This is a genomic window from Pantoea sp. SM3640, assembly GCF_015654165.1.
Classification (GTDB): domain Bacteria; phylum Pseudomonadota; class Gammaproteobacteria; order Enterobacterales; family Enterobacteriaceae; genus Pantoea; species Pantoea vagans.
In genome coordinates this window covers 129,210-153,680 of sequence record NZ_CP064872.1, presented here as the reverse complement: position 1 = coordinate 153,680, position 24,471 = coordinate 129,210, and the positions used below count along the sequence as shown (strand labels likewise).

At 57.1% G+C, this 24,471-nt stretch carries 26 protein-coding genes; 8 read left to right on the top strand and 18 right to left on the bottom strand.

What is annotated here, in order from left to right:
• Nucleotides 1-62 precede the first annotated feature (62 nt).
• Nucleotides 63-350 (top strand): DUF2756 domain-containing protein, encoded by a 288-nt coding sequence (locus IV493_RS00700; RefSeq protein ID WP_013359335.1) that lies wholly within the window; start codon nt 63-65, stop codon nt 348-350.
• Here the strand turns inward: IV493_RS00700 and ugpQ are convergent.
• The 10 genes from ugpQ to IV493_RS00650 form a co-directional block, all read right to left on the bottom strand.
• Nucleotides 347-1,090, bottom strand: a complete 744-nt coding sequence (gene ugpQ / locus IV493_RS00695) for a glycerophosphodiester phosphodiesterase (protein WP_013359336.1) — start codon at nt 1,088-1,090, stop codon at nt 347-349. The genes IV493_RS00700 and ugpQ overlap by 4 nt on opposite strands.
• The gene (locus IV493_RS00690; RefSeq protein WP_013359337.1) at nt 1,087-2,160 is read right to left on the bottom strand and encodes a sn-glycerol-3-phosphate import ATP-binding protein UgpC; all 1,074 of its coding nucleotides are present in this window, start codon (nt 2,158-2,160) and stop codon (nt 1,087-1,089) included. The genes ugpQ and IV493_RS00690 overlap by 4 nt, the downstream gene beginning before the upstream one ends.
• Before the next feature lies 1 nt (nt 2,161).
• Nucleotides 2,162-3,007: a sn-glycerol-3-phosphate ABC transporter permease UgpE gene (ugpE, locus tag IV493_RS00685; protein ID WP_013359338.1), complete on the bottom strand. Its 846-nt coding sequence runs from the start codon at nt 3,005-3,007 to the stop codon at nt 2,162-2,164.
• Entirely contained in the window at nt 3,004-3,891 is an 888-nt protein-coding gene (gene ugpA, locus IV493_RS00680) for a sn-glycerol-3-phosphate ABC transporter permease UgpA (protein ID WP_013359339.1), read from the bottom strand. Before ugpA ends, ugpE begins: the two co-directional genes overlap by 4 nt.
• A 53-nt stretch (nt 3,892-3,944) precedes the next feature.
• Nucleotides 3,945-5,261: a sn-glycerol-3-phosphate ABC transporter substrate-binding protein UgpB gene (gene ugpB, locus IV493_RS00675; RefSeq protein WP_195857610.1), complete on the bottom strand. Its 1,317-nt coding sequence runs from the start codon at nt 5,259-5,261 to the stop codon at nt 3,945-3,947.
• A gap of 609 nt (nt 5,262-5,870) precedes the next feature.
• The gene (gene livF / locus IV493_RS00670; protein ID WP_013359341.1) at nt 5,871-6,584 is read right to left on the bottom strand and encodes a high-affinity branched-chain amino acid ABC transporter ATP-binding protein LivF; all 714 of its coding nucleotides are present in this window, start codon (nt 6,582-6,584) and stop codon (nt 5,871-5,873) included.
• A 1-nt stretch (nt 6,585) separates the two neighbouring features.
• Nucleotides 6,586-7,353 (bottom strand): high-affinity branched-chain amino acid ABC transporter ATP-binding protein LivG, encoded by a 768-nt coding sequence (livG, locus tag IV493_RS00665; RefSeq protein ID WP_013359342.1) that lies wholly within the window; start codon nt 7,351-7,353, stop codon nt 6,586-6,588.
• Nucleotides 7,350-8,621: a high-affinity branched-chain amino acid ABC transporter permease LivM gene (locus tag IV493_RS00660; protein WP_033784204.1), complete on the bottom strand. Its 1,272-nt coding sequence runs from the start codon at nt 8,619-8,621 to the stop codon at nt 7,350-7,352. The genes livG and IV493_RS00660 overlap by 4 nt, the downstream gene beginning before the upstream one ends.
• Nucleotides 8,618-9,544, bottom strand: a complete 927-nt coding sequence (gene livH / locus IV493_RS00655) for a high-affinity branched-chain amino acid ABC transporter permease LivH (RefSeq protein ID WP_009087789.1) — start codon at nt 9,542-9,544, stop codon at nt 8,618-8,620. The genes IV493_RS00660 and livH overlap by 4 nt, the downstream gene beginning before the upstream one ends.
• Before the next feature lie 134 nt (nt 9,545-9,678).
• Complete coding sequence (locus IV493_RS00650) at nt 9,679-10,791, bottom strand: branched-chain amino acid ABC transporter substrate-binding protein (protein ID WP_013359345.1); 1,113 nt, start codon at nt 10,789-10,791, stop codon at nt 9,679-9,681.
• A gap of 395 nt (nt 10,792-11,186) precedes the next feature.
• Between IV493_RS00650 and panM the strand changes: the two genes are divergently transcribed.
• Nucleotides 11,187-11,582 carry an aspartate 1-decarboxylase autocleavage activator PanM gene (gene panM, locus IV493_RS00645; protein ID WP_013359346.1) on the top strand — a complete coding sequence of 132 codons (396 nt, stop codon included), beginning with the start codon at nt 11,187-11,189 and terminating at the stop codon, nt 11,580-11,582.
• Nucleotides 11,583-11,642: 60 nt separating this feature from the next.
• Here the strand turns inward: panM and rpoH are convergent, their stop codons facing one another.
• From rpoH to ftsY, 4 genes are all read right to left on the bottom strand, one after another.
• The gene (gene rpoH, locus IV493_RS00640) at nt 11,643-12,500 is read right to left on the bottom strand and encodes an RNA polymerase sigma factor RpoH (protein WP_003852201.1); all 858 of its coding nucleotides are present in this window, start codon (nt 12,498-12,500) and stop codon (nt 11,643-11,645) included.
• Between the two features lie 239 nt (nt 12,501-12,739).
• Nucleotides 12,740-13,729 (bottom strand): permease-like cell division protein FtsX, encoded by a 990-nt coding sequence (gene ftsX, locus IV493_RS00635; protein ID WP_195857609.1) that lies wholly within the window; start codon nt 13,727-13,729, stop codon nt 12,740-12,742.
• Nucleotides 13,719-14,387 (bottom strand): cell division ATP-binding protein FtsE, encoded by a 669-nt coding sequence (gene ftsE, locus IV493_RS00630; protein ID WP_013359348.1) that lies wholly within the window; start codon nt 14,385-14,387, stop codon nt 13,719-13,721. The genes ftsX and ftsE overlap by 11 nt, the downstream gene beginning before the upstream one ends.
• Before the next feature lie 5 nt (nt 14,388-14,392).
• A complete protein-coding gene (gene ftsY / locus IV493_RS00625) occupies nt 14,393-16,006 on the bottom strand; it encodes a signal recognition particle-docking protein FtsY (protein WP_195858140.1) in 1,614 nt (537 codons plus the stop codon).
• Between the two features lie 231 nt (nt 16,007-16,237).
• Between ftsY and rsmD the strand changes: the two genes are divergently transcribed.
• Together rsmD and IV493_RS00615 are read left to right on the top strand one after the other, a co-directional pair.
• The gene (gene rsmD, locus IV493_RS00620; protein ID WP_195857608.1) at nt 16,238-16,837 is read left to right on the top strand and encodes a 16S rRNA (guanine(966)-N(2))-methyltransferase; all 600 of its coding nucleotides are present in this window, start codon (nt 16,238-16,240) and stop codon (nt 16,835-16,837) included.
• Nucleotides 16,827-17,099 carry a DUF1145 family protein gene (locus IV493_RS00615; RefSeq protein WP_003852192.1) on the top strand — a complete coding sequence of 91 codons (273 nt, stop codon included), beginning with the start codon at nt 16,827-16,829 and terminating at the stop codon, nt 17,097-17,099. The genes rsmD and IV493_RS00615 overlap by 11 nt, the downstream gene beginning before the upstream one ends.
• Nucleotides 17,100-17,123: 24 nt before the next feature.
• Here the strand turns inward: IV493_RS00615 and IV493_RS00610 are convergent, their stop codons facing one another.
• On the bottom strand, nt 17,124-17,480 hold the full coding sequence (locus IV493_RS00610; protein WP_013359352.1) for a DUF2500 domain-containing protein: 357 nt from the start codon (nt 17,478-17,480) through the stop codon (nt 17,124-17,126).
• A 138-nt stretch (nt 17,481-17,618) separates the two neighbouring features.
• Between IV493_RS00610 and IV493_RS00605 the strand changes: the two genes are divergently transcribed.
• Together IV493_RS00605 and IV493_RS00600 are read left to right on the top strand one after the other, a co-directional pair.
• A complete protein-coding gene (locus IV493_RS00605) occupies nt 17,619-18,248 on the top strand; it encodes a lysoplasmalogenase (RefSeq protein ID WP_013359353.1) in 630 nt (209 codons plus the stop codon).
• A 93-nt stretch (nt 18,249-18,341) separates the two neighbouring features.
• Nucleotides 18,342-20,618, top strand: coding sequence for a zinc/cadmium/mercury/lead-transporting ATPase (locus IV493_RS00600; protein WP_195857607.1), 2,277 nt, complete (start codon nt 18,342-18,344; stop codon nt 20,616-20,618).
• A 52-nt stretch (nt 20,619-20,670) separates the two neighbouring features.
• Here the strand turns inward: IV493_RS00600 and tusA are convergent, their stop codons facing one another.
• On the bottom strand, nt 20,671-20,922 hold the full coding sequence (tusA, locus tag IV493_RS00595; protein WP_010253330.1) for a sulfurtransferase TusA: 252 nt from the start codon (nt 20,920-20,922) through the stop codon (nt 20,671-20,673).
• A 204-nt stretch (nt 20,923-21,126) separates the two neighbouring features.
• Here tusA and IV493_RS00590 point away from each other — a divergent pair, with 204 nt between their 5' ends.
• Entirely contained in the window at nt 21,127-21,792 is a 666-nt protein-coding gene (locus IV493_RS00590) for a 7-cyano-7-deazaguanine/7-aminomethyl-7-deazaguanine transporter (protein WP_033784210.1), read from the top strand.
• Nucleotides 21,793-21,909: 117 nt separating this feature from the next.
• The gene (locus tag IV493_RS00585; RefSeq protein ID WP_033734745.1) at nt 21,910-22,464 is read left to right on the top strand and encodes a DcrB family lipoprotein; all 555 of its coding nucleotides are present in this window, start codon (nt 21,910-21,912) and stop codon (nt 22,462-22,464) included.
• Between the two features lie 49 nt (nt 22,465-22,513).
• On the opposite strand, the gene iolE is transcribed toward IV493_RS00585, so the two are convergent.
• On the bottom strand, nt 22,514-23,410 hold the full coding sequence (gene iolE, locus IV493_RS00580) for a myo-inosose-2 dehydratase (protein ID WP_013359357.1): 897 nt from the start codon (nt 23,408-23,410) through the stop codon (nt 22,514-22,516).
• 47 nt (nt 23,411-23,457) lie between these two features.
• A complete protein-coding gene (locus IV493_RS00575) occupies nt 23,458-24,468 on the bottom strand; it encodes a Gfo/Idh/MocA family protein (protein WP_195857606.1) in 1,011 nt (336 codons plus the stop codon).
• Nucleotides 24,469-24,471: the final 3 nt, after the last annotated feature.

The following is a 24,471-nucleotide window of genomic DNA, read 5'->3' as shown; positions in this document are numbered from 1 at the left end:
CTGATATCGGTGTGCGCCGTTGTGCACCCAAAAAACCTGTCGCGATAAAGGAAGGAGGAAAGATGAAAAAGTGGATGATTGTTTTAGCCGCCCTGCTGCCTTTCGCCAGTCAGGCGAACACGCTGAACAGCACCAACGATCCGAATAAACCGGGTTATAACCCGAGTCAGCAGCGGATGCAGTCGCAGATGCAGAGCCAGCAACAGCAGCAACAGCTGAAGCTGCGCCAGGATCAGCAGCGTCAGACGCAGGACATGCAGCGTAAAATGCAGGAGCAGCGCAACAGCGCCCAGCAGCGGGTGATTACCACGCAGCCGGGCCAGCAGAACCAGAATCCGAATCAGAACTAATGAAAATCGGGGCCAATGATGTCGATGCTGTCAGTACAGATGGCATCGACGCCCCACTTCAGCAATTCCCGCGCCCGGTCCGGGCTGTTCACGGTATACACCAGAATCTTCAGTCCGCCTGCTTTCAGTTCGGTGACCCGCTCAGCGGTCAGGACCTTGTGATTGAGATGAATGGAGACGCACGCCAGCGCGCTCGTTTTCTCCTGCCACTCGGGATCCCAGCTGTGCGACAGCAGGCCACGCGGCAACTGCGGCTCGACCTGCATCGCCGCTTCCAGCGCCTCAAAAGAGAACGACGAGAGCAGCGGTGCGGTCTGATCCTGCCACAGAATCGCGGCAGCCTGCGCCACGGCGCGTCCGGTTTCAGCGTCGCTGCCGGTGGTCGGTTTGATCTCGATGTTCGCCATCATCTGATGCTGACGACAGCGTGCCGCTACTTCGTCCAGCCGCGCCAGCTTTTCGCCGGTAAATGCGTTGCCAAACCAGCTGCCCGCATCAAGCTGCGACAGCTTCTCCCACGGCAGCTGACCTGCCACGCCCCAGCCATTGCTGGTGCGATCCAGCGTGTCGTCATGCAGCAGGAAGATCTGCGCATCCATTGATAATTTGGCATCAAACTCAATCATTTGATGACCATACTTTGCGCCGACATCAATTGCCGCCAGGGTGTTTTCCGGTGCCAGTTTACCGCCACCGCGATGGGCAACGATGCGGGGATAGGGCCAGTGTTGTGTGCTCATTCCAGACGCTTTCCATGGGTTGAATCGAAGAAGTGTAACGCATCTGACGGCAGATGCAGCCACAGCGTACTGCCTGGCTGCGGCCGTTCGCTGTGGGCTAAGCGTACCACCAGTGGCGTGTCCCCGATGCGACCATGTGCCAGATTATCGGCGCCCAGCATCTCCAGCGTATCGACGCGTAGCGGTACGCCGCCCTGCTCACGGCTGCTTTGCCGGATATGCTCTGGCCGGATACCCAGCACCACCGGCTGGTTAGCCCATTTCGGTTTACTGTCACTGAGCGGCAGTGCATGCGAGGCATCGAGATTAAAGCGCGAACCATCGCTGCTGATCTGCCCTTTCAGCAGATTCATCGCGGGCGCGCCGATAAACGAGGCGACAAACTGGCTGGCGGGACGTTCATACACGTCGACCGGCGTGCCGATCTGCTCGACGACACCTTTATTCATCACCATCACCCGCTGCGCCAGCGTCATCGCCTCAACCTGATCGTGCGTCACATAGAGGCTGGTGGTCTGTAAGCGGCGATGCAGCTGCTGCAGCTCCAGCCGCATCTGCACTCGCAGGCGGGCGTCGAGATTCGACAGCGGCTCATCGAACAGAAACACCGCCGGTTCACGCACGATGGCGCGCCCCATCGCCACGCGCTGGCGCTGTCCGCCCGAAAGCTCGCGAGGCCGGCGCATCAGCAGGTGATCCAGCTCCAGGCTGCGCGCCGCGTCGAGCACCCGCTGGCGGATTTGCTCTTTGCCCATCCCACGGATTTTCAGGCCATAGGCCATGTTCTCCTCCACCGACATATGGGGATAGAGCGCGTAGTTCTGAAACACCATCGCAATGCCGCGATCTTTCGGCTCTTCCTGGGTGACGCGCCGATTGTCGATATAGATATCGCCGGAGGTAACGCGCTCCAGTCCGGCCACCATGCGCAGCAGGGTCGATTTACCGCAGCCAGATGGCCCGACCATCACCATAAACTCGCCGTCATTGATGGTGACGTTCAGCGGCTGAATGATCTGATTTTTGCCATCGTAGGATTTGGTTACTGCCTGAAGGGTTACGCCTGCCATCTTATTTCTCACTCTCAACCAGACCGCGCACAAAGGCACGCTGCATGACTAACACCACCGCCAGCGGTGGGATCAGGGTTAATAACATTGCCGCCATCACTTCGTTCCACTGGGTTGGCGATCCGCTGGAGGAGATCATGCTTTTGATCCCCGCCACCGCGGTGCCGAGGCTGGCGTCATTGATGATCAGCAGCGGCCAGAGATACTGGTTCCAGCCGTAGATAAAGGTGATCACGAACAGCGCCGCCAGATTGGTTTTCGACAGCGGCAGAACAATGTCGATGAAGAAGCGCATCGCACTGGCACCGTCGATGCGCGCCGCTTCCACCAGTTCATCCGGCAGTGACATAAAGAACTGACGAAACAGAAAAGTGGCGGTCGCTGAGGCCATCAGCGGCAGGGTTAAGCCGCTGTAGCTGTCGAGCAGATTAAGGTCGGCAATCACCTGCACCGTGGGGAAGATACGCACCTCAACCGGCAGCATCAGCGTGATGAAGATCAGCCAGAAAAAGAGCGTGCGTAGCGGAAAGCGAAACCAGACCAGGGCAAACGCCGACAGCATCGACACCGTGATTTTGCCGAAGGTAATGCCCAGCGCCATGATCATGCTGTTGAGCAACATCAGGCCAAACGCCGGTCCGCTGCCGTTAACGCCGTGCGTCCAGATGCGCGAGATGTTCTCCCACAGATGCGTGCCCGGTACCAGCGTCATTGGCACCTGATAGACCGCCTCGTTATCCAGCGTCGCCGCCACAAAGGCAACATAGAGCGGAAACAGGATGGTAAGCACGCCCAGCACCAGTACGATGTGGCTGAAGAGATCCAGTCCGCGTCGATTCTCAATCATTGGTATTGCACCTTACGTTCAACAAAGCGGAACTGGAGCACCGTCAGCCCGATGACCAGCAGCATCAGCACCACCGACTGCGCCGCGGATGAGGAGAGATCCAGACCGGTAAATCCTTCGCGATAGATTTTATAGATCAGCGTGGTGGTGGCCTGCACCGGCCCGCCACCGGTTGCGGCATCGATCACCGGGAAGGTATCGAAGAAGGCGTAGATCAGGTTCACCACCAGCAGAAAGAAGCTGACCGGCGTAATCAGCGGCAGAGAAAGGTTGAAGAAGCGACGCACCGGCCCGGCACCGTCGATGGCGGCGGCTTCCACCAGCGATTTGGGGATTGATTGCAGTGCGGCGAAGAAGAACAGGAAGTTGTAGCTCATCTGCTGCCAGATCGACGCCAGCACAATCAGGAACATCGCCTGACCGCTGTTCTGCGCATAGTTCCAGTTGTAGCCGATGTGGTTCAGCAGATAGCTGAACAGGCCCAGACCGGGGTTAAACAGAAACATCCAGAGCACCGCGGCCACCACCGGGGCAACGGCGTAGGGCAGCAGCAGTAGGGTCTGATAGAGGCGGCGCAGTCGCACCACATAATCCACCAGCGCCGCCAGCAGCAGCGAAAACACCATGCCGAAGACCGTGACCATGCTGCTGAATTTGATTGTGGTCCAGAACGAATCCAGATAGTAGGGATCGGCAAACAGGCGTCTGAAGTTCTCCAGCCCAACAAAGCTGCTGGAGATGCCAAAGGGATCGAGACTTTGCAGCGAGTACCACAGCGCTTCACCGGCAGGCCAGAGAAAGAAGATGGCGGTAATCAGCAGTTGCGGCAGCACCAGAAGATAAGGCAACAGGCTGGTGCGAAAGACCGGACGGGATGAAGACATGGCGTACCTGACGTCAGAAAAGAGGGGCCAGCCTGGGCTGGCCAGGGGAGAGATTACTTCATTTGCTGCTGGAAGCGGCGCAGCAGCTCGTTGCCGCGTTTCACTGCGTTATCCAGCGCGCTTTGCGGTGACTGTTTACCGGTCCAGACGCTTTCCAGCTCCTCGTCGATCACGGTACGAATCTGCGGCATGTTGCCCAGACGCATCCCTTTGGTGAACGGCAGTGGCGGCTTGTTCATCATCTGGCGGGTCGCGATATCTGCTCCCGGATTTTTGTCGTAGAAGCCCTGCTGTTTCGTCAGCTCGTAGGCGGCGGTGGTGATCGGCAGATAGCCGGTTTTCTGATGCCATTCCGCGGCGATTTCCGGTTTAGACAGGAACTGCATAAACTCGGCCACGCCTTTATAGGTTGCCGCATCTTTGCCTTTCATCACCCACAGGCTCGCACCACCAATCAGGGCGTTCTGCGGCGCATTCGGTACGGTGTCGTCATACGGCATCATGCCGACGCCGAAGTTGAATTTAGCGTAATGACGGATATCGGCCAGCGAACCGGATGAAGCGGTGGTGATACCGCAGTCGCCGTTGTAGAACTTGGCGGTGGACTCATCTTTGCGGCCAAAGTAGGTGAAGTCACCTTTCTTATTCATCGCTTCCAGCAGGTCGATATGACGAACCTGCACCGGCTTGTTGAACTCCAGCACCGCGTCGAGGCCGTCAAATCCGTTGTTCTCCGTCGCCACCGGCAGAGCATGCCAGGCACTGAAGTTTTCGATCTGGATCCAGCCCTGCCAGCCGCTGGCGTAACCACAGCTCATGCCCGCTTTGCGCAGTGCCGCGGCATCGGTCGCCAGCTCCTGCCAGGTTTTCGGTGGCTGATCCGGGTTCAGACCCGCTTTTTTGAAGGCGTCCTTGTTGTAGTAGAGCACCGGCGTCGAGCTGTTAAACGGCTGAGAGATCAGCTGACCTTTGCTGTCGCTGTAGTAGCCCGCCACCGTGGGTACGAACTGTTTTTCATCAAAGGGGATGCCGGCATCTTTGAAAACCTGATGCACTGGCACAATCGCCTTAGAGGCCATCATGGTCGCCGTACCGACTTCATAGACCTGCAGCACCGCAGGCGCTTTACCGCTGCGCACGGCCGCAATCCCTGCCGCCAGACTCTGCTCGTAGTTACCTTTGTAGGTCGGAACAATTTTGTAATCGGGATGCGTCTCGTTAAAACGCTGTGCCAGCGAATCCACTTCTTTGCCTAACTCGCCTTCCATAGAGTGCCAGAAGGGGATCTCAGTGGCGGCCATGGCATGGCTGCTGAGCGTCAGACCGAGCAGCACGCTCATCAGGCTACGACGAAAGGTAACGACGGACATAGAATTTTCCTGTGCAGGTAAATACGCGTGAAATCACGGATTTCTGGTTCGCGAAGTAACATGACACGAGGAAATGACGGATTAATAACAGGCAGATGACAGCGGGGTGACAGGCGAAAGAGAGGAAGGGCGGAGCAGCACTACTTTGTGGACAAAATCTAGCCAGGTTGCTGTAAGACTGAGCATGCACAGGAAACACGGTCAGATCGGAAAGACGCAAAATCCGTCATCCATGACATGCTCGGCCCGCGCCGTCCATGGCGCGGGACGCTTTCCTCTTCTGACCGTGTTCCCTGCGCGTTGAGTTTATTTGTTGCGGCCAGATTCACCCTGATTTGGTTTTGTCAGCAGTCTGAGCGGCTACACATCATTACTACGTCGAATTTATTACCATAAGCTGCAACGGCCTCGGGCAATAGCAGCGCTTGTCCGTGCTTTTGCGCAAATGTAAAGGCCATCGACACTACCACTCAAACCAACACTAAAGGCCGTCGGCGTCGCAGGCAGTTCGGCACCGGCCAGCGCACAGCATCCGGAGCGTACTGGAGTACGTGAGGAATGCGAGCACTGCCCGGTGTCGAAATGGCAAGTAAGCCAGGCCTCTAAACGTTAAGCGCCGAGGTACGCGCTGCGGACGGCTTCGTTGGAGAGAAGAGCTGCACCGCTATCTTCGAGCACGACATGCCCGTTCTCCAGCACATAGCCCCGATCCGCCAGCTTCAGCGCCTGATTCGCATTCTGCTCCACCAAGAAAATCGTCATCCCTTCACTGCGCAACTGCTCAATGGTGTCGAAGATCTGCTGAATAATGATCGGTGCCAGTCCCAGCGACGGCTCATCCAGCAGCAGCAGGCGCGGCTGGCTCATCAGCGCACGGCCAATCGCCAGCATCTGCTGTTCGCCGCCTGACATCGTTCCGGCGCGCTGGATTTTACGCTCCTCCAGCCGCGGGAAGAGTTCATACACGCGCTTAATCCGCGTCAGATACTCCGGGCGGCTGGCAAAAAAGCCGCCCATCGCCAGGTTCTCTTCCACCGTCATGCGCGAAAACACCCGCCGTCCCTCTGGCACGATGGCGATTGCTTCACGCATAATGCGCGCCGTTTGCCAGTCGGTAATCGCTTTGCCATCAAAGGTGATAGTGCCCTGGGTCGCGCGCGGTTCGCCGCACAGCGTGCCCAGCAGCGTGGTTTTTCCGGCTCCGTTAGCGCCAATCAGGGTGACAATTTCGCCCTGATTGATATAGAGGCTGACGTTGTGCAGCGCCTGAATTTTGCCGTAGTGAGCGCTGACGTTCTCAATGGTTAACATCGCATTTGCCATCTCAGGCCTCTCCTAAATAGGCACGAATGACATCCGGATTATTACGAATCTCCTCCGGCGTTCCATTAGCCAGCGGCGTTCCCTGATTAACCACGTAAATACGGTCAGAAATACCCATCACCAGCTTCATATCATGTTCAATCAGCAGCACCGACACCTTGTGTTCGCCACGCAGTTCCGCAATCAGCGCGTCCAGCTCATGGGTCTCTTTCGGGTTAAGACCCGCTGCCGGTTCATCCAGCATCAGGATCTCCGGGCGCGTCACCATGCAGCGCGCAATCTCCAGCCGACGCTGCTGACCATAGGCCAGATTACCCGCCTGACGGTTTGCCAGATCCAGCAGACCCACCCGCTCCAGCCAGGTCGCCGCACGATCCAGCGCCTCGCTCTCACTGCGGCGAAACGCCGGGGTTTTCAGCAGGCCGGAAAATACGCCGCTTTTCAAATGCTGATGCTGCGCGACCAGCAGGTTCTCAATCACCGTCATCTCACGGAACAGGCGCACATGCTGGAAAGTGCGCACGATGCCCATCCGCGCAATCTTCTGGCCCGGCAGCCCTTCCAGATGCTGCTCACGCAATTTGATCGTGCCGCCGGTGGGCTTGTAAAAGCCGGTCAGGCAGTTGAACACGGTGGTTTTACCGGCACCGTTGGGGCCAATCAGTGAAACGATCTCCTGCGGACGCAGCTCCAGTGCCACATTGTTCACGGCTAACAGACCGCCGAAGCGCATCATCAGGCCTTCAACGGCTAATAAAGGCTGAATCATGCCTGTTCTCCTTTTTTAGCGGCTCTGAGCTTCAGATGCGGACGCTTCATCGGTAATAATCCCTGCGGACGCCAGATCATCATCAACACCATCAGGCCACCCAGCACCAGCATGCTGTACTCATTAAGATCGCGCATCAGCTCGCGTGATACCACCAGCAGAATGGCGGCCAGAATCACCGCAAACTGCGAGCCCATCCCACCCAGTACCACAATCGCCAGCACAAAGGCGGACTCGACAAAGGTAAAGGACTCCGGACTGACAAAGCCCTGACGCGCCGCGAACAGACTACCGGCAAAGCCCGCAAATGCGGCACTGATGGTAAAGGCGGTCAGCTTGATGCGGGTCGGACTCAGGCCCAGCGAACGGCAGGCAATCTCATCCTCGCGCAGCGCTTCCCAGGCGCGGCCCAGCGGCATCCGCAGCAACCGGTTGATCACGAACAGCGTCAGTACCACCAGCAGCAGCGCCACCAGGTAGAGAAAGATGATGCGGTCGCTGGGATCGTATTTCAGCCCAAAGAAGTTGTGGAAAGTATCCCAGCCGCCTTCACGCGGCGTACGGCCAAACTCCAGACCAAACAGCGTCGGTTTCGGGATCTGGCTGATGCCATTTGGCCCGCCGGTCAGGGCGGTATTGTTCAGCAGCAGAATACGTACGATCTCACCGAAGCCCAGCGTCACAATCGCCAGATAGTCGCCGCGCAGTCGCAGTACCGGGAAGCCCAGCAGCAGGCCAAACAGCGCCGCAACCATGCCAGAGAGCGGCAGGCACTGCCAGAAGCCAAGACCGTAATAGTGGTTCAGCAGCGCAAAAGTATAAGCGCCGATGGCGTAGAAGCCGCCATAACCCAGTACCAGCAGGCCAGAGAGGCCGACGACGACGTTTAAGCCCAGACCCAGCATCACGTAGATCAGCGTCATGGTAGCGATATCGACGGTGCCGCGTGACACCAGGAATGGCCAGGCAACCGCGGCGATAATCAGCACCGCCATCACCAGCTTCTGCTTCGGCGTCGAGCCATCCAGACCAGGCAACACCAGCGCCGGACCAGAGATTTTCTTCAGGCCGCTTTGCCAGATCGGACGCAGCAGCTGGAACAGAAACACCACCGCACAGCCTGCGGCGATCCAGTTCCAGCGCACGCTACCGGCGTTCTGCACCACCAGATTCGTGCCGTCCAGATTCAGGCGCAGTCCCATAAAGAAGGTGGCGAGCACCAGCAGCATCAGGGAGGAGATCAGGGCGTTGATAAAAGAGGTCTTCATACTTTTTCGACCTCCGGACGACCCAGAATCCCGGTCGGCATCACCAGCAGCACCACAATCAGCAGGGCAAACGAAACCACATCTTTATATTCCGTGCTGAGATACGCAGAAGTCAGCGCTTCAGCAATCCCCAGCACCAGGCCGCCAATCATGGCACCCGGAATACTGCCAATCCCACCCAGCACAGCAGCGGTGAAGGCTTTCATGCCCGCCATAAAGCCGATGAAGGGATTAATCGAACCGTAGAACTGGCCCAGTAATACGCCCGCCACTGCCGCCATCGCGGCACCGATCACAAAGGTCAGCGAGATCACGCGGTCGGTGTTAATCCCCAGCAGGCTGGCCATTTTCAGGTCTTCTGCGCAGGCGCGACAGGCGCGGCCCATGCGGGAGTAACGGATAAAGGTGGTCAGCGCCAGCATCGCCAGGAAGGTCACCACCCAGATCACAATCTGCATGGTAGAGATGGTCGCGGCAAAACCGTTGCTCTCGCCTACCGTCCACTGTCCGGTGATCAGGCTCGGCAGCGCCAGGTCGCGTGACCCCTGGGTCAGGCTGACGTAGTTTTGCAGGAATATCGACATCCCGATGGCGGAGATCAGCGCAATCAGGCGCTTGGATGAACGCACAGGCCGGTAGGCGACGCGCTCAATGCTCCAGCCGTAAGCGCTGGAGATAATGACTGCCATCACAAAGCCAGCTGCAATCATCAGCCAGGTGGTGTCGATGCCCATCATCATCAGGGCGGCAATCACGATAAAGGAGACATAGCTACCGATCATGTAAACCTCGCCGTGGGCGAAGTTAATCATGCCGATAATGCCGTAAACCATGGTGTAACCGATGGCGATCAGCGCGTAGGTGCTTCCCAGGGTCACACCATTAAACATCTGCTGAATAAAATAGAGGAACTGCTCGGACATACCTTGACCCTTACTTAACCGATCGCAGGCGATCGGGGTACAAAAAACGCCTGGCAAACGGGCACCAGGCGTTCGTGTCGCTGGTCAGGAGAAACCGGTTATCCGGCTTCCCGCTCACCACAAAACAGCCTGGTTTATTTCACAGCGGTCGAGGTGCCATCGGCATGCCATTTGAAGACGCCGAATTCAAAGCCCTTGAGATCGCCCTTCTCATCCCAGTTCAGGTTGCCCATCACGGTTGGGACCGCAGCGCCTTCCTTGAGGTTTTTCACGATAGCGTCCGGCTCTGCGCTCTTGCTGCGCTCCATGCCGGTTGCCAGCGACTGCAGTGCTGCATAGGTGGTCCAGACGAACGGGCCGGTCGGATCCAGTTTCTTCGCTTTCAGCGCGTCCACAATCGGTTTGTTGGTTTCAACCTGGTCGTAGCGTTTCGGCAGAGTCACCAGCATGCCTTCAGAGGCTGCACCGGCGATGTTCGACAGCGAGGCGTTACCCACGCCTTCTGGTCCCATAAATTGAGTTTTCAGACCCGCAGCGCGCGCCTGACGCACGATCTGCCCCATTTCCGGGTAGTAACCGCCGAAATAGACGAAATCGACGTTCTCTTTCTTGAAGCGGGCCACCAGCGTAGAGAAATCTTTATCGCCTGCGGTGATCCCTTCAAACATTACGATATTGGCGCCCTGCTTTTTCAGGCTCTCCTGCACGGAGCGCGCCAGGCCTTCGCCATACTGCTGTTTGTCATGCACCACAGCGATACGCTGCGGTTTCAGCTCGGTCATTACGTATTTCGCGGCGGTCGGCCCCTGATCGGAGTCGAGGCCGGTGGTGCGCATAATCAGTTTATAGCCACGGGAAGTCAGGTCAGGTGCGGTCGCGGCCGGGGTGATCATCAGCACGCCTTCATCTTCATAGATGTCAGACGCCGGCTGGGTGGAGGAAGAGCAAAGGTGGCCGATGACGTAGCGGATGCCGTCGTTAATCACCTTGTTCGCGACCGCAACCGCCTGTTTCGGATCACAGGCGTCGTCATATTTCACCGCCACCAGCTTGTTGCCGTTAACGCCGCCTTTGGCATTGATATCTTCAATCGCCTGCGTTGCACCGGCGAACTGCATGTCGCCGTACTGCGCCACCGGACCCGACATTGCGCCGACAATGGCCACTTTGATATCTTCAGCCAGCGCCGCATGGCTCATCGCCAGTGCTACACATCCCGCCAGTAATGCGCGACCTTTCATTTTCATCCTGACTACCCCATTTGTTTTGTCGTGTATGTTGTGAGTGCTTGCGTTGCCAGATAAAGTCGAAAACTGATTAATGATGAATGAGTTAGCGTACTTTTCTGACATTTATTAGTAATAAGGCTTTATTTTTCAGGTTATTAAACAGGAAGTTTCTTCTGTAAATCAACTGACACATTCAGAATTGACCGGGTTAAACAGCATAATACACTGGATGCAACGGCCGGTTTATGACCACTTTGCCAGCGTGTTATGCTGGATTGATCGCCCGCTATCCAGGTTTACTACTGTTATCCTGGCATCCAGGCCATCTTTTGACCTGTTTTATTGATGAAAATGTGGTGGCCCTCTGGTTGTATACTTTCGCTACACTTTCCCCTTTTTTAGAGGTTTTTGTTATGAAGCTCACTATCCAGCGCCTGACTGCGCTGACGCCGCAGGACCGCATCGATCTTGGCAAAGTCTGGCCGGATCTGGAGATGGAAAAACTGGAACAGGGTTTGAGTGAGTCTCATCGTCTTTACGCGGCGCGTTTTAACGACCGCCTGCTGGCGGGTTTGCAGCTGGAAATTTCCGGCATCCACGGCAAGGTTCACCGGCTGGCGGTGCGCGATGTCACCCGGCGACGCGGGGTAGGCCAGTATTTGCTGGAGGAGACGATCAGGCAGAATGGTTCAATCGCGGACTGGTGGATTGCCGATGATGGCAGTGACGATCAGCAGGTACGCGCGGCGTTTATGCAGGCGTGTGGCTTCAGGGCGCAGAGTGACGGCTGGATACGGGCGGCAGACTAGCCGGACGCAGAAAACAAAAAGGGCGACATCATCTGTCGCCCCTTAAGGTCTTGAAGTGCGTTACGCTTCAATCGCCATACGCAGTTTCTTCATAGCGTTCTTTTCCAGCTGCCGGACACGTTCGGCGGATACGCCGTACTGATCGGCCAGCTCCTGCAGCGTGGTTTTATTGTCTTCGTCCAGCCAGCGGGCGCGAATGATGTGCTGACTACGCTCATCCAGACCTTCCATCGCATAGCTCAGCTTGTCAGCCGCGTGCGCATCCCAGTTATCCTCTTCGATGCCGTCGGCAAAGTCAGAGGTTTTATCCTGCAGATACAGCACCGGTGCCATAGAACGGCCTTCGCTGCTCTCGTCGTCGGCAGACATATCAAAGGTCATATCCTGCGCGGCCATACGCGATTCCATTTCGCGCACGTCTTTGCTGCTTACGCCCAGCTCGCGCGCAACCATCTCGACTTCGTCCTGATTGAACCAGCCCAGACGCTGCTTGGTTTTACGCAGGTTAAAGAACAGCTTACGCTGTGCTTTGGTGGTCGCGACTTTCACGATACGCCAGTTACGCAGCACGTATTCGTGAATCTCCGCTTTAATCCAGTGCACGGCGAACGAAACCAGACGCACGCCCACTTCAGGGTTGAAGCGACGCACCGCTTTCATCAGGCCGATGTTACCTTCCTGGACTAGGTCAGCCTGTGGCAGACCATAGCCGGAGTAATTACGAGCGATATGAACTACAAAGCGTAGGTGTGACAGGATCAGCGTCTTAGCTGCTTCCAGATCGCCCTGGTAATGCAGCCGTTCAGCCAGCGCTTTTTCCTCTTCTGCCGAAAGCATCGGCCAGGTATTCGCCGCCCGGACGTAAGACTCCAGGTTGCCAAGAGGAGCAATAGCTAAAGTTTGCATTTCTTTGGTCATTCAAACCCTCACAAATTCAGTGGAATTGCCGCACATTTCCCTGCGCAGACGATACATTACGTCAACGTCACGCGAGATCCGAAAGCAATCTGTGCTACTTAGAGTGATAAAGTTATCCACAAGTTCAATTATAGCAGTGAATATTTTACACACAGATGACAGGAAGGGAAGAGGGGAAAATCCTCTGCACCCACCATCGGTAGCAGAGGACCATTATAACAAAAAAATGTTGCAGGCGTTTACTGCGGCGTAAATCGACGTAAATGTTGTACCGTCGCCAGCCAGGCTGCGACCCAGCCGATGATGGCCGCAATCAGCAGCAGCAGCAGCGCTTCATCCCAGGAAAAGCCTTCCAGCGAGAAAGTGGTACCAAATACGGTTGCCACACTGGCGACGACCGACTGCAGACGCAGCACCAGCACTTCTGACAGCAGCAGCGACAGCACTGCCCCACTGAAGCCCAGCAGCGCTCCACCGTAGAGGAACGGACGCAGGATAAAGCCGTCAGTGGCACCAATCAGCTTCTGCACGTTAATGGTGTCGCGCCGGGCAAAGATGCTAAGACGGACGCTGTTACCGATCACCAGGAAGACCGCTATAATCATCAGGACGCCAATCATTGAGGCGATTTGCCCCACCAGCCCGGTCAGCGCCGCCAGCCGCGCAAACCAGCTGTCATCCATTCGCACTTCATCCACGCCCTGCACTTTGCTCACCCGATCGCGCAGGCTCTGCATGGTGTCTGAGTTCTGGAAGTTGAGCTTAGGCGTGATGATGGCCACCGCAGGCAGCGGATTCTGCTCCAGCATATCCATTGCGCCACCAAAGCCTGACCAGTTACGGAATTCGTTTAGCGCCTCTTCCTGCGTCAGGTAGTTGACGTTATCCACGCCTTCAACCTGCTTGAGCTGTGCCACCACATTTTCTGCCGCCGTATCATCCAGCGTTTTGGAGAGATAAACGGTCAACTGCGGCGCCGGGTACCACTGCGTGGCCGCCTGGCTGACGTTTTTCCACACCATGTAGCAGACGCTGGGCAGCGTCAACGAAATGGCGATGACCATCACCGTCAGCAGCGTCGCTAGTGGCTGACGCCACATGTCCGAAAGTGTGCCGCGCAGCGCATAGCGCCACTGCTCCTGCCAGCCGCCCTTCAGCGCTTTACTCTTCGACTTCGACGGCTGCTTCGCTTTCGGTGCAGCCGGACGTTTAATACGTTTATTGACCATCGTGGCCTCCGTGCAGACGTCCCTGATTCAGCGTCATCATCCGGTAGTTGCGTCGGGCGATCAGGCCGCTGTCATGCGTCGCCATCAGGACGGTGACGCCGACGCGGTTAAACTCTTCGAACAGGCGCAGAATGTCTTCTGACAGCGCGTCGTCCAGGTTACCAGTCGGTTCATCGGCCAGCAGCACGGCCGGCTTGTTCACCACCGCACGGGCGATGCCCACACGCTGCTGTTCACCGCCCGAAAGCTGAATCGGATAACTTTTCGCTTTGTCGAGCAGGCCCACTTTATCCAGCGCCGCCGAAACGCGACGACGGATATCCTCACCGCTGGCACCGGAAATAATCAGCGGGATCGCCACATTGTCATAAACCGACCGATCCATCAGCAGGTGGTGATCCTGGAAGATCATGCCAATCTGACGACGCAGGAAAGGCACCTCACTATTACGCAGGCGGGAAATGTCATGGCCGCTGAACCAGATTTTTCCGGCACTCGGGCGCTCAATGCCACAAATCAGCTTCAGCAAGGTACTTTTACCGGCACCGGAGTGGCCGGTCAGAAACGCCATTTCGCCGGGACGCAGATGGAAATCTACCCCCTGCAGCGCCTGACGTCCGCCGAGATATGCCTTACTGACCTCTTCAAAGCGAATCATCCTAATTAGTCCTCTCGGGCAAACAGTGCCTCAATAAAATCTTCCGCCTTAAACGGCCGTAAATCTTCAATGCCTTCACCGACGCCGATGTAGCGAATCGGGATACCGAACTGATCGGCCACCGAGAAGATCACGCCGCCTTTGGCGGTGCCATCCAGCTTAGTGAGCGCAATTCCGGTCAGGCCGACGGCTTCATTAAACAGTCGGGCCTGGCTGACCGCATTCTGTCCGGTGCTGGCATCCAGCGTCAGCATCACTTCGTGAGGCGCGGAATCATCCAGCTTTTTCATCACGCGGGTGATTTTTTTCAGCTCTTCCATCAGGTGCGATTTGTTCTGCAGACGACCCGCCGTATCGGCAATCAGCACGTCAACGCCGCGTGATTTCGCGGCCTGAATGGCATCGAAGATCACCGAAGCGGAATCTGCGCCGGTATGCTGCGCAATGACCGGAATGTTATTACGCTGGCCCCACACCTGCAGCTGCTCAACCGCCGCGGCACGGAAGGTATCACCGGCCGCTAACATCACGGACTTGCCCTCGGCCTGATACTGGCGCGCCAGCTTACCGATGGTGGTGGTTTTACCCACGCCATTGACGCCCACCATCAGGATGACAAACGGCGTTTTGCCTGAAACGTCCAGTGGCGCATCCACTTTCGCCAGAATCGAGGCCATCTCTGCTTTCAGCAGACCGTAGAGCGCTTCCGCGTCACGCAACTGCTTGCGGTTTGCCTGCTGGGTCAGATTGGTGATGATGCGGCGCGTGGTATCCACGCCCACATCCGCAATCAGCAACTGCTCTTCCAGCTCGTCAAACAGGTCATCATCAATCTTTTTGCCACGGAACAGGCTGATAAAACCGGAACCGAGGTTCTGACGGGTTTTGACCAGGCTGCGCTTCAGGCGGGAGAAGAAGCCCTCTTTGCTGGGACGCTCCTGCTCCTGCACGATGAGCGGTGCGGCGGCCAGCGGCAGATCGCTGACGGTATCGGATAACGACTCAGTCGGTTCCTGGTCAATGACGTCGGCGTCACCCAGTGCCAGTGCGGTCAGCTCTTCCTCGGTCAGCGGCGCATCTGCTTCGCTATCCTGAGTCTCAGCGACCGCTGCGTCATCCAGCACCTGTGGCGTGAGCACTTCGTTGTTTAACGGTGCTTCGCTGTGCGGGGGTTCGACGATCTCTGCATCGCCCAGCGCCAGTGCCGTCAGCTCCTCTTCGCTTAACGGCGCGTCTGCGGGTTCCGCATCAGCGATCGGCGTAACCACATCGTCGGCGTCGATAACCGGCGTCGCGTCATGTTCAGGTGCAGCAACTTCCAGTAGCGCTTCAGGGTCGGCCTCAATCGGCTCAGCCTCATCCAGCACCGCAGGTGCTGATTCATGCGGCGCTGCCGCAGTGACTTCCGCCTCACGCTGCTGTCCGGCCACCGTTTCGGTGATGACGACAGTCTCTTCCGCTTGTGCTTCAGCCTGGCTTAATGCCGGGGCTTCCTGTTCTGTCTGCTGCTGTTCGGGCTGAGCGACCTCTGGTGTCTGCTCCTCTGCTGCAGGTTGTTTCTCTTCCTCTTTGCCAAATCCCAGCCAGGAAAAAAAGCCACGTTTTTTCTCTTTTGCCATTGTGTGACGACACTCCTCGATGGCTTTGTCCCGGTCGCGCGTGGTTTCCAGGGGTAAATCAATGAAATTGGTCAGCGCCAGACCGGCGTAAACCGCAGAATAATGCATGACTTCAGCAACTCAGTAGTCTAACACTTTCCAGCCAGCTCACCACAGCACCCTTTTTTAACGTTTCTTCTCACCGATTCGCCCGTTAAACTACGCAACAAATTATGACGAGTTGTGAGCAAGATGAATAAAAACCCCCGCAATACAGGCGGTACCGGGCAGATTCGCATCATTGGCGGTCAGTGGCGCGGACGCAAATTGCCGGTGCCGGACAGTGCCGGACTGCGCCCGACCACCGATCGGGTTCGCGAGACGCTGTTTAACTGGCTCGCCCCGGTGCTGCCAGAGGCGCGCTGCCTTGATTGCTTTGCCGGTAGCGGCGCATTAGGCCTGGAAGCGCTGTCGCGTTACGCGGGATCGGCGACGCTGCTGGAGCTGGAACGTCCGGTGGCACAGCAGTTAACAAAAAATCTGCAGACGCTGCGCGCCACGAATGGCACTGTGGTTCAGACCAATGCGCTAAACTGGCTGGCACAGGCGGGTACACCCTTTGATGTGGTGTTTATCGATCCCCCGTTTCGTCAGGGATTGCTGGAGCAGACGCTACAGTTGCTGGAGCAGAATAACTGGCTGGCCGATCAGGCGCTGATTTACGTCGAAAGTGAAGTGGAAAATGGCGCACCAACGGTGCCGCCAGAGTGGGATCTTTATCGCGAGAAAATAGCCGGACAAGTGGCTTATCGTTTGTATCAACGTCAACAGGAGACGCAGGATGTTACTTAATTTGGGGCGTCTGTTGATGCTATGCGTGTGGGGATTTTTACTGGCTAATCTGGTCCATCCCTACCCGAAGCCACTGACTTATTTTATCAACGTTGCACTGATCTTCATGATCCTGATGCATGGTCTGCAACTGGTATTACTGCGCACGACGCAGACCAAAGATGCACCGCCGATTGACCGCGTCACCCAGGCGAAAGTGTTTCTGTTTGGCGTGTTTGAACTGGTCGCCTGGCAGAAGAAAAACTTCCCACGCAAAAAGTAGTGTCGGGCGGGCGCAATGCCCGCCTTACTGCACGGGCGTGAAGCTGATAAAGCGCGTGCCCTGCATCTTCAGCTCTCCTCTCGCGCCTTTATCCAGCTGATGATACTCCCCCTCTTTAAGCTGCACTTTGATGTCGCTGTCACCGTTCAGCGGATGAAACAGCACCTCATACCGCATCTCTTCCCCGGCGATGACTTCACGCTGCCGTGAACGACGATTAGGCGAAGGGAATTCACGCTTAGTTTTGACTTCAGCCTGCAGAGCACGCGTGGGGGAGGCATCATTCACCGCAGCCTCACGCCGTTGCTTAATAAACTGACGACTCGCCAGCACGGCAATAATCGCCAGAACGATGATAAAGATTAACGGTGGTTTGCTCATAGCGCTCTCATGCCTGTTAAATCAGGCGGGAAAGCATACAACCAGAGTTGCCTGATTGTCACATCTCAGAGGCTTAACCTAAACTGGAAGGGATATTTTGGGATCTTTCACCATTTTGAGTAAAAAAAGGGAGAAACAATGCTCTGGTCTTTCCTCGCTGTACTTTTCTCCGGCTGGCTCTATGTCGATGCCACCTATCGCGGCCCACAATGGCAACGCTGGCTGTTTAAGCCCGTCACGCTGCTGCTGCTGGTCGGGCTCGCCTGGCAGGCTCCGGTGCTGCAAACCACGGACTATCTGATTCTGGCCGGTCTGGTTGCGACACTGGTCGGTGATGCGTTAACGCTACTGCCGCGTCAGCAGATGCTCTATGCCGTCGGGGCGTTTTTCCTGTCGCACCTGCTCTATACGCTCTGCTTCGCCGCCAGCATGACCATGACCTTCTTCTGGCCGATTCCGCTGACGCTGCTCATCATCGGTGCTGCTCTGATTGGCATCATCTGGAGCCGACTGGAGGATCTGCGCTGGCCTGTCTGCACCTTTATTGGCATGACGGTAGTGATGACCTGGATAGCGACCGAGCAGTACTTTTTCCGTCCGACCGATTACAGCTTCTCGATCATGGTCGGTGCCGGTCTGCTGCTGCTCGCCAACGCGGTCTGGTTTATCTCGCACTATCGTCGTCGCTTCAGCGCTGACAGCGCGATTGTGGCCGCCTGCTACTTTGCCGGTCACTTTATGATCGTGCGTTCACTGTGGGTCGTCTGAGAAATTAGTCTTGACTCTGGAGTTCACTCCAGAGTGTAGGATAAGGGATGGGCAACGTTGCTCATCCCGCGACTCTTACACTCCGGAGGTCATATGCATCAACATCACGCCTGTGGCTGTGGCAAACCGCGTGCCAGCCACGCCGCAGCAAAACCGCTGTGCCAGGTTCGTCAGGCCCGTCCACTCTCCCTTTCTATTCATGCTGCTACGCCCGTGACGGCGGATACGGCAGGCTGCTGCTGTGACTGCAACAGCAGCCCTGGCAATGAGGCCGACACTGCTGAGGAAAGCGACCGGCGAGGTGCCTGGCCCTTTAGCTGGCAGGTCAGCGGCATGGATTGCCCGGGCTGCGCCCGCACCATTGAAACCGCCGTCCGCCAGGTAAAAGGCGTGACCGATGCCCGCGTGCTGTTCAGCAGCGAGAAGCTGGTGGTTAACGCTGACAACGATGTACAAAGCGCCGTTGAACAGGCGGTAAAAAAAGCCGGTTTCCGGCTTGCTACACCTTCGGAGACGCCGTCCGCAAGCTCGCGCTGGCAGCAGAACCGGATACTGATTTTACTGGCGCTGCTGGCGCTTGCCAGCAGCGTTCTCAGCCAGTTCGCGCCCGTCTGGGGCGATCGGCTGTTTGTGCTGACCACCATGGTCGGCCTGGTTCCGGTCGCGCGCGGTGCCTGGCAGCGTCTGCGCAGCGGATCGCCTTTTACCATTGAGACATTAATGACGCTGGCGTCGGCAGGCGCGTTGATCATTGGCGCGCATGCAGAAGCCGCCATGGTGCTGGTGCTGTTTCAGCTGGGCGAACAGCTGGAAAGCTATGCCGCGTCAAGGGCACGCAGCGGCGTCACCAGCCTGATGGCGTTGCGGCCTGAATCAGCGATTCGCCTGGAACAAGGCAAGCGCAGTGAGGTGCCGCTGGCGGCGCTGCAACCGGGTGATGTGATTGAAGTCGCGGCGGGCAGCCGTTTGCCGGTCGATGGTTGTTTAATCAGCCCGCTCGCCAGTTTCGATGAGAGCGCGCTGACCGGTGAGTCATTACCAGTCACCCGCGCCAGCGGTGAACAAATCCTGGCCGGGGCCACCAGCATCGACCGGCTGGTGACGCTGGAAGTGGTGTCAAAACCCGGTGAAAGCTCGATTGACCGTATCCTGCAGCTGATTGAGGAAGCAGAAACGCACCGTGCGCCGGTTGAACGCTTTATCGATCAGTTCAGCCGCATCTATACGCCGCTGGTGATGCTGCTGTCGCTGCTGGTGATGGTCGTGCCACCCGTGCTCTTCTCAGGCGACTGGCAGCCGTGGATCTACAAAGGACTGACCCTGCTGCTGATTGGCTGCCCCTGTGCGCTGGTGATCTCTGTGCCAGCCGCAATTACTTCCGGGCTGGCTGCGGCGGCGCGTCAGGGTGCACTGATTAAAGGTGGTGCGGCGCTGGAACGCCTGAGTTCGCTGCGCAGGATGGCCTTTGATAAAACCGGCACCCTGACGCTGGGCAAGCCCCAGCTGACGCAGATCCTGCGGTTTGGCACAGCCAGCGAGTCAGAGATGCTGGCGTTAAGCGCTGCGGCGGAACAGGGTGCGACCCATCCGCTGGCCAGCGCTATCGTGGCGGCCGCGCAGGCGCGTGATCTAGTCATTCCTGACGCGCAGGCTCAGCAGGTGCAGGCGGGACGCGGCATCAGTGCGCGGGTCTCAGGCCAGCAGATTCAGTTGCTGACGCCCGGCCATACGCCCGGCCTGACGCCGCAGCAAAGCGCGCAGATTGCGCAGCAGGAAGCCGAAGGTGAAACCCTGGTGGTACTGATGCGCGATGGCGAGGCGCTCGGTGCGCTGGCCCTGCGCGATCAGCTGCGCGACGATGCCGTGGAGGCGTTAAAAGCGCTGAAAAAGCTGGGCATTGAGAGCCTGATGCTGACCGGCGATAACCCGCGCGCGGCAGCAACCATTGCCCGCCAGCTCGATATTGATTATCGCGCCAGCCTGCTGCCCGCCGATAAGGTGGCGGCCATCCGTGAACTGAGTCAGCAGCAGCCGCTAGCGATGATCGGAGATGGCATTAACGACGCCCCGGCGATGAAAGCGGCGACGCTGGGCATTGCGATGGGCAGCGGCATCGATGTCGCGCTGGAAGCGGCCGATGCGGCCCTGACGCGGAATCAGCTCAGCAACCTGGCCCCGATGATTGCGCTGGCGCGTCGTACGCGGCGCATCATCCGCCAGAATATCGGCATTGCGCTGGGGCTGAAGGCGATTTTCCTGGTCACCACCCTGCTGGGTCTGACCGGACTCTGGCTGGCGGTGCTGGCAGATTCCGGTGCGACCGCGCTGGTCACCGCCAACGCGCTGCGGTTACTGCGGCGCCGTGACTGAGTAAAAGGCTCTGTCTGAAGAGTAGGGTTAACGGCGGCCTGAACGGCTGCTGTTAACCCGCCATACCTTTGCGGATCAGAAACTGATAGGGCAGCGTGTCGGTCTGCTGTGCCAGCAGGCCATGTTCCATGAAGCGGCAGAAGCCGGGAATATCGCGGGTCGTCGCCGGATCATCGGCGATAATCAGTAACGTCTCGCCATCCTGCAGGCTGCGTACGGTTTTGCGCACCATCATCACCGGCTCCGGGCAACGCAGGCCACGGGCGTCCAGCTGATGGTCGGCAGAGGAAAAAGCATCGCTCATAATCAACTCGGTTCAGGTAAGGGGCGCTCATTCTAGCGCGTGCTGGCGGTGAAGCAAGGCGATAACGATTGCGTTAAAATTAACCATTGCATAAAAAGCACAACGCGGTAATATGCCGCCGCTTTTTGCTCATAAAACTGCCAGGCGCTGCCCGAACGGCGTCCCGCAATGGGTTCCCTCACCCCAACATTAAAAAGGTTGAATATGCTCGCATTTTCTTCACGTCAGCGCATGCATGCGCTTTTCTGGTTATCGCTGTTTCACCTCCTGGTGATCACCTCCAGTAACTACCTGGTTCAGTTGCCGATCTCTGTCTTTGGCTTCCACACCACCTGGGGTGCGTTCAGCTTTCCGTTTATCTTCCTGGCGACCGATCTCACCGTGCGTATTTTTGGCGCACCGCTGGCCCGACGCATTATTCTGGCCGTAATGATCCCGGCGCTGTTTATCTCTTACGCTGTCTCGGCGCTGTTCTATCAGGGTGAATGGCAGGGCTGGCAGGCGCTGGAAGTGATGAACCTGTTTGTTGCCCGTATCGCCTGCGCCAGCTTTATGGCTTATGCACTGGGTCAGATCCTCGACGTTCATGTATTTAACCGTCTGCGTCGTCTGCCTCAGTGGTGGATAGCACCCGGCTGCGCCATGTTCCTGGGGAATATCAGCGATACGCTGGCCTTCTTCTTTATCGCCTTCTATAAAAGCCCCGATGCGTTTATGGCGCAGCACTGGGTCGAGATCGCCCTGGTGGATTACAGCTTCAAGGTGCTGATCTGCATGGTCTTCTTCCTGCCCGCCTACGGCGTGCTGCTCAATGCCGCGCTAAAACGTCTGGCTGAACGCCAGACCGCCCGCCAGGTCAATTTCGGCTAAGAACTTATATAATTTCCGCCATTACCCGCTAAGATCTTCTGACAATCATCAGGTTGCGTTTGCAACCTGATTCCTGTTGTATTAATGCCTGACTGGAAACTTAAAAAAGGGATTCTGATGCGCAACCTGGTGAAATATGTAGGAATGGGTTTACTGGTACTTGGCCTGGCGGCCTGTGACCAGAAGAAAGATGAAGCGGCGAACGACAACGGCGTCAGTGCCAGTCAGTCGGCGCAGACCGTCACGCTGATGGATGGCAAACTGAGCTTCTCACTGCCACCAGGCATGTCAGATAAAAGCGGTAAACTGGGTTCGCAGACCACGAACATGCATGTGTATGCGGATGAAACCGGAGCCCGCGCGATTATTGTGATTGCCGGTGACCCGACCAGTGACGGGCTGGATGTGCTGTCGAAGCGCATGGAACAGCAGCAGCGCAACCGCGATCCGCAGCTGCAGGTGGTGTCGAACAAATCTGTGACGCTGAAAGATCAGCCCGCTCAGCAGCTGGATACCGTGATTTCTGCCAACAACCAGACTTCATGGTCTTCCGTGGTTCTGGCAAAAGTGGATGGCAAACTGGTGACGCTGCAGATTACGCTGCCAGGCGATAACCAGCAGCAGGCCCAGAGCGATGCTGACAGCATTGTGAAAAGCATTACGCTGAAGTAAAACAAAAGGCGGGCTTCCCACAGGGAAGCCCGCCTTTATTCAGAGCACGTTATAACCCTGTATTTTCCCGGATATATTTCCGCGCTTTCACCGCATACTCAAACGGATTGGCCAGCGCCGGATCCTGCTCCGCTTCCACCACCATCCAGCCTTTGTAGCCGAAATCGTCCAGGATTTTAAACACTGGCTTAAAGTCGATCACGCCATCGCCCGGCACGGTAAAGGTGCCCTTTTTCACCCCTTCCAGGAACGAGAGATGATTCTCACGCACTTCAGCCACCACCTCATCACGCACATCCTTGAGATGCACGTGGAAGATGCGCGGCAGATATTTTTCCAGTACCGCCAGCATCTTCTGCTGGGAGCCTTCGGAGTAGTAGACGTGGCCGGTGTCATAGAGCAAACCAACCTGCTCGTCGGTCATCGCCATAAACCGGTCGATCTCTTCAGTGGTCTGAATGCCGGTGCCCATGTGGTGATGCAGCGTCACGCGCATCCCCTTCTCTGCTGCGATGCGAGCCAGTTCGTTGTAGCCTTCTGCGGTTAACCGCCACTCTTCATCGCTGAAAATCGCTTTCTCTTCAAACACTGCCAGCGTGGTGCCCTGAATACTTTTACTCTGCTCAGAACAGCCAATCACCCGCGCGCCCATCGCATGCAGGAAGTTCATATGCTCGATGAACTGTTCGATGGTTTTCTCTTTGTCGCCGTTGGCAAAAAAGGTGCTGAACCAGGCGTTGCAGATTTCGATGCCGCGAATATCGAGCATCGGTTTCAGAATCGCCGGATCGCGCGGATATTTGCTGCCCACTTCACTGCCGGTAAAGCCCGCCAGCGCCATCTCACTGACGGTCTGCTGGAAGGTGTTCTCACTGCCAAGATCCGGCATGTCATCGTTGGTCCAGCCGATCGGCGCGATCGCCAGTTTTACGTTCTCTTTGTTCATCTTCTTATTCCCGGATGGAGAGCGGCCAGGCCGCAGAAAGAGCTAAATCAGTTATAGAAAGCAGGACGCGGCGGCATCTCTACCGGCTCAATCGCACCACTGTTCTGCGCTTTGATGCAGGCATCGGCGGCCACGGAGGCGGCGAAGCCATCCCAGGCAGAAGGACCGGTAAGCTGACCCGCTTTGATGTCGTTGATAAACGCCTGCAGCTCAACGTCATACGCCTCGATAAAGCGATCTTTCCAGTCCACCAGAATGGTATTCGACAGGCGGGCATCTTTGCGAAGCTGCACCGAAGAAGGCTCTGGCAGGCGGGCAATACCCTCTTCACCGACCACTTCACACTGAATGTCATAGCCGTAAGCGCAGTTAACGAAGATCTCGACGTCGATGCGCACCCCTTTGTGGGTTTCGAACAGGACGATCTGCGGGTCTTTCAGCTGACCATGGGTCTTCGACGTCACGCGCGGGAAGATCACCTGCACCGTTTTATAGTCGTCGTTTGTCAGCCAGCGCAGCACATCCAGCTCGTGGATCAGGGTGTTGGTGATCGCCATCGGCGTGGTGTAGTTCTCCGGCACTGTCGGGTTGCGGTGCGCGCAGTGCAGCATCAGCGGCTCACCGATATCGCCATCGGTGATCACTTTTTTCAGGGCGCGGTAGCCCGCATCGTAAGGGCGCATAAAGCCGACCTGCACCAGGCGTTTACCCGCCTGAATCTCTGCATCCACCACCCGGCGGCAGCCTTCGGCACTCATCGCCAGCGGCTTCTCACAGAAGACCGGTTTACCGGCGGCAATCGCCGCCAGGGTGAACTCTTCATGGGTCGGATCCCATGAGGTGACCAGCACCGCATCGACGTTGGGTGACTGAATCACATCGTGACCATTTTCAAACACCGCTGCCTCAATATTCAGGCGTTGCAGGGCAGCACGCGCGCCGTCGACATTGATATCAGAGACAGCAACCACCTGAGCCCCCTGCAGCACATGGCTGCAGCGGCGAATATGTTCCTGACCAATTGCACCTGTACCAATGACGCCAAGTTTCAAAGTCATAAT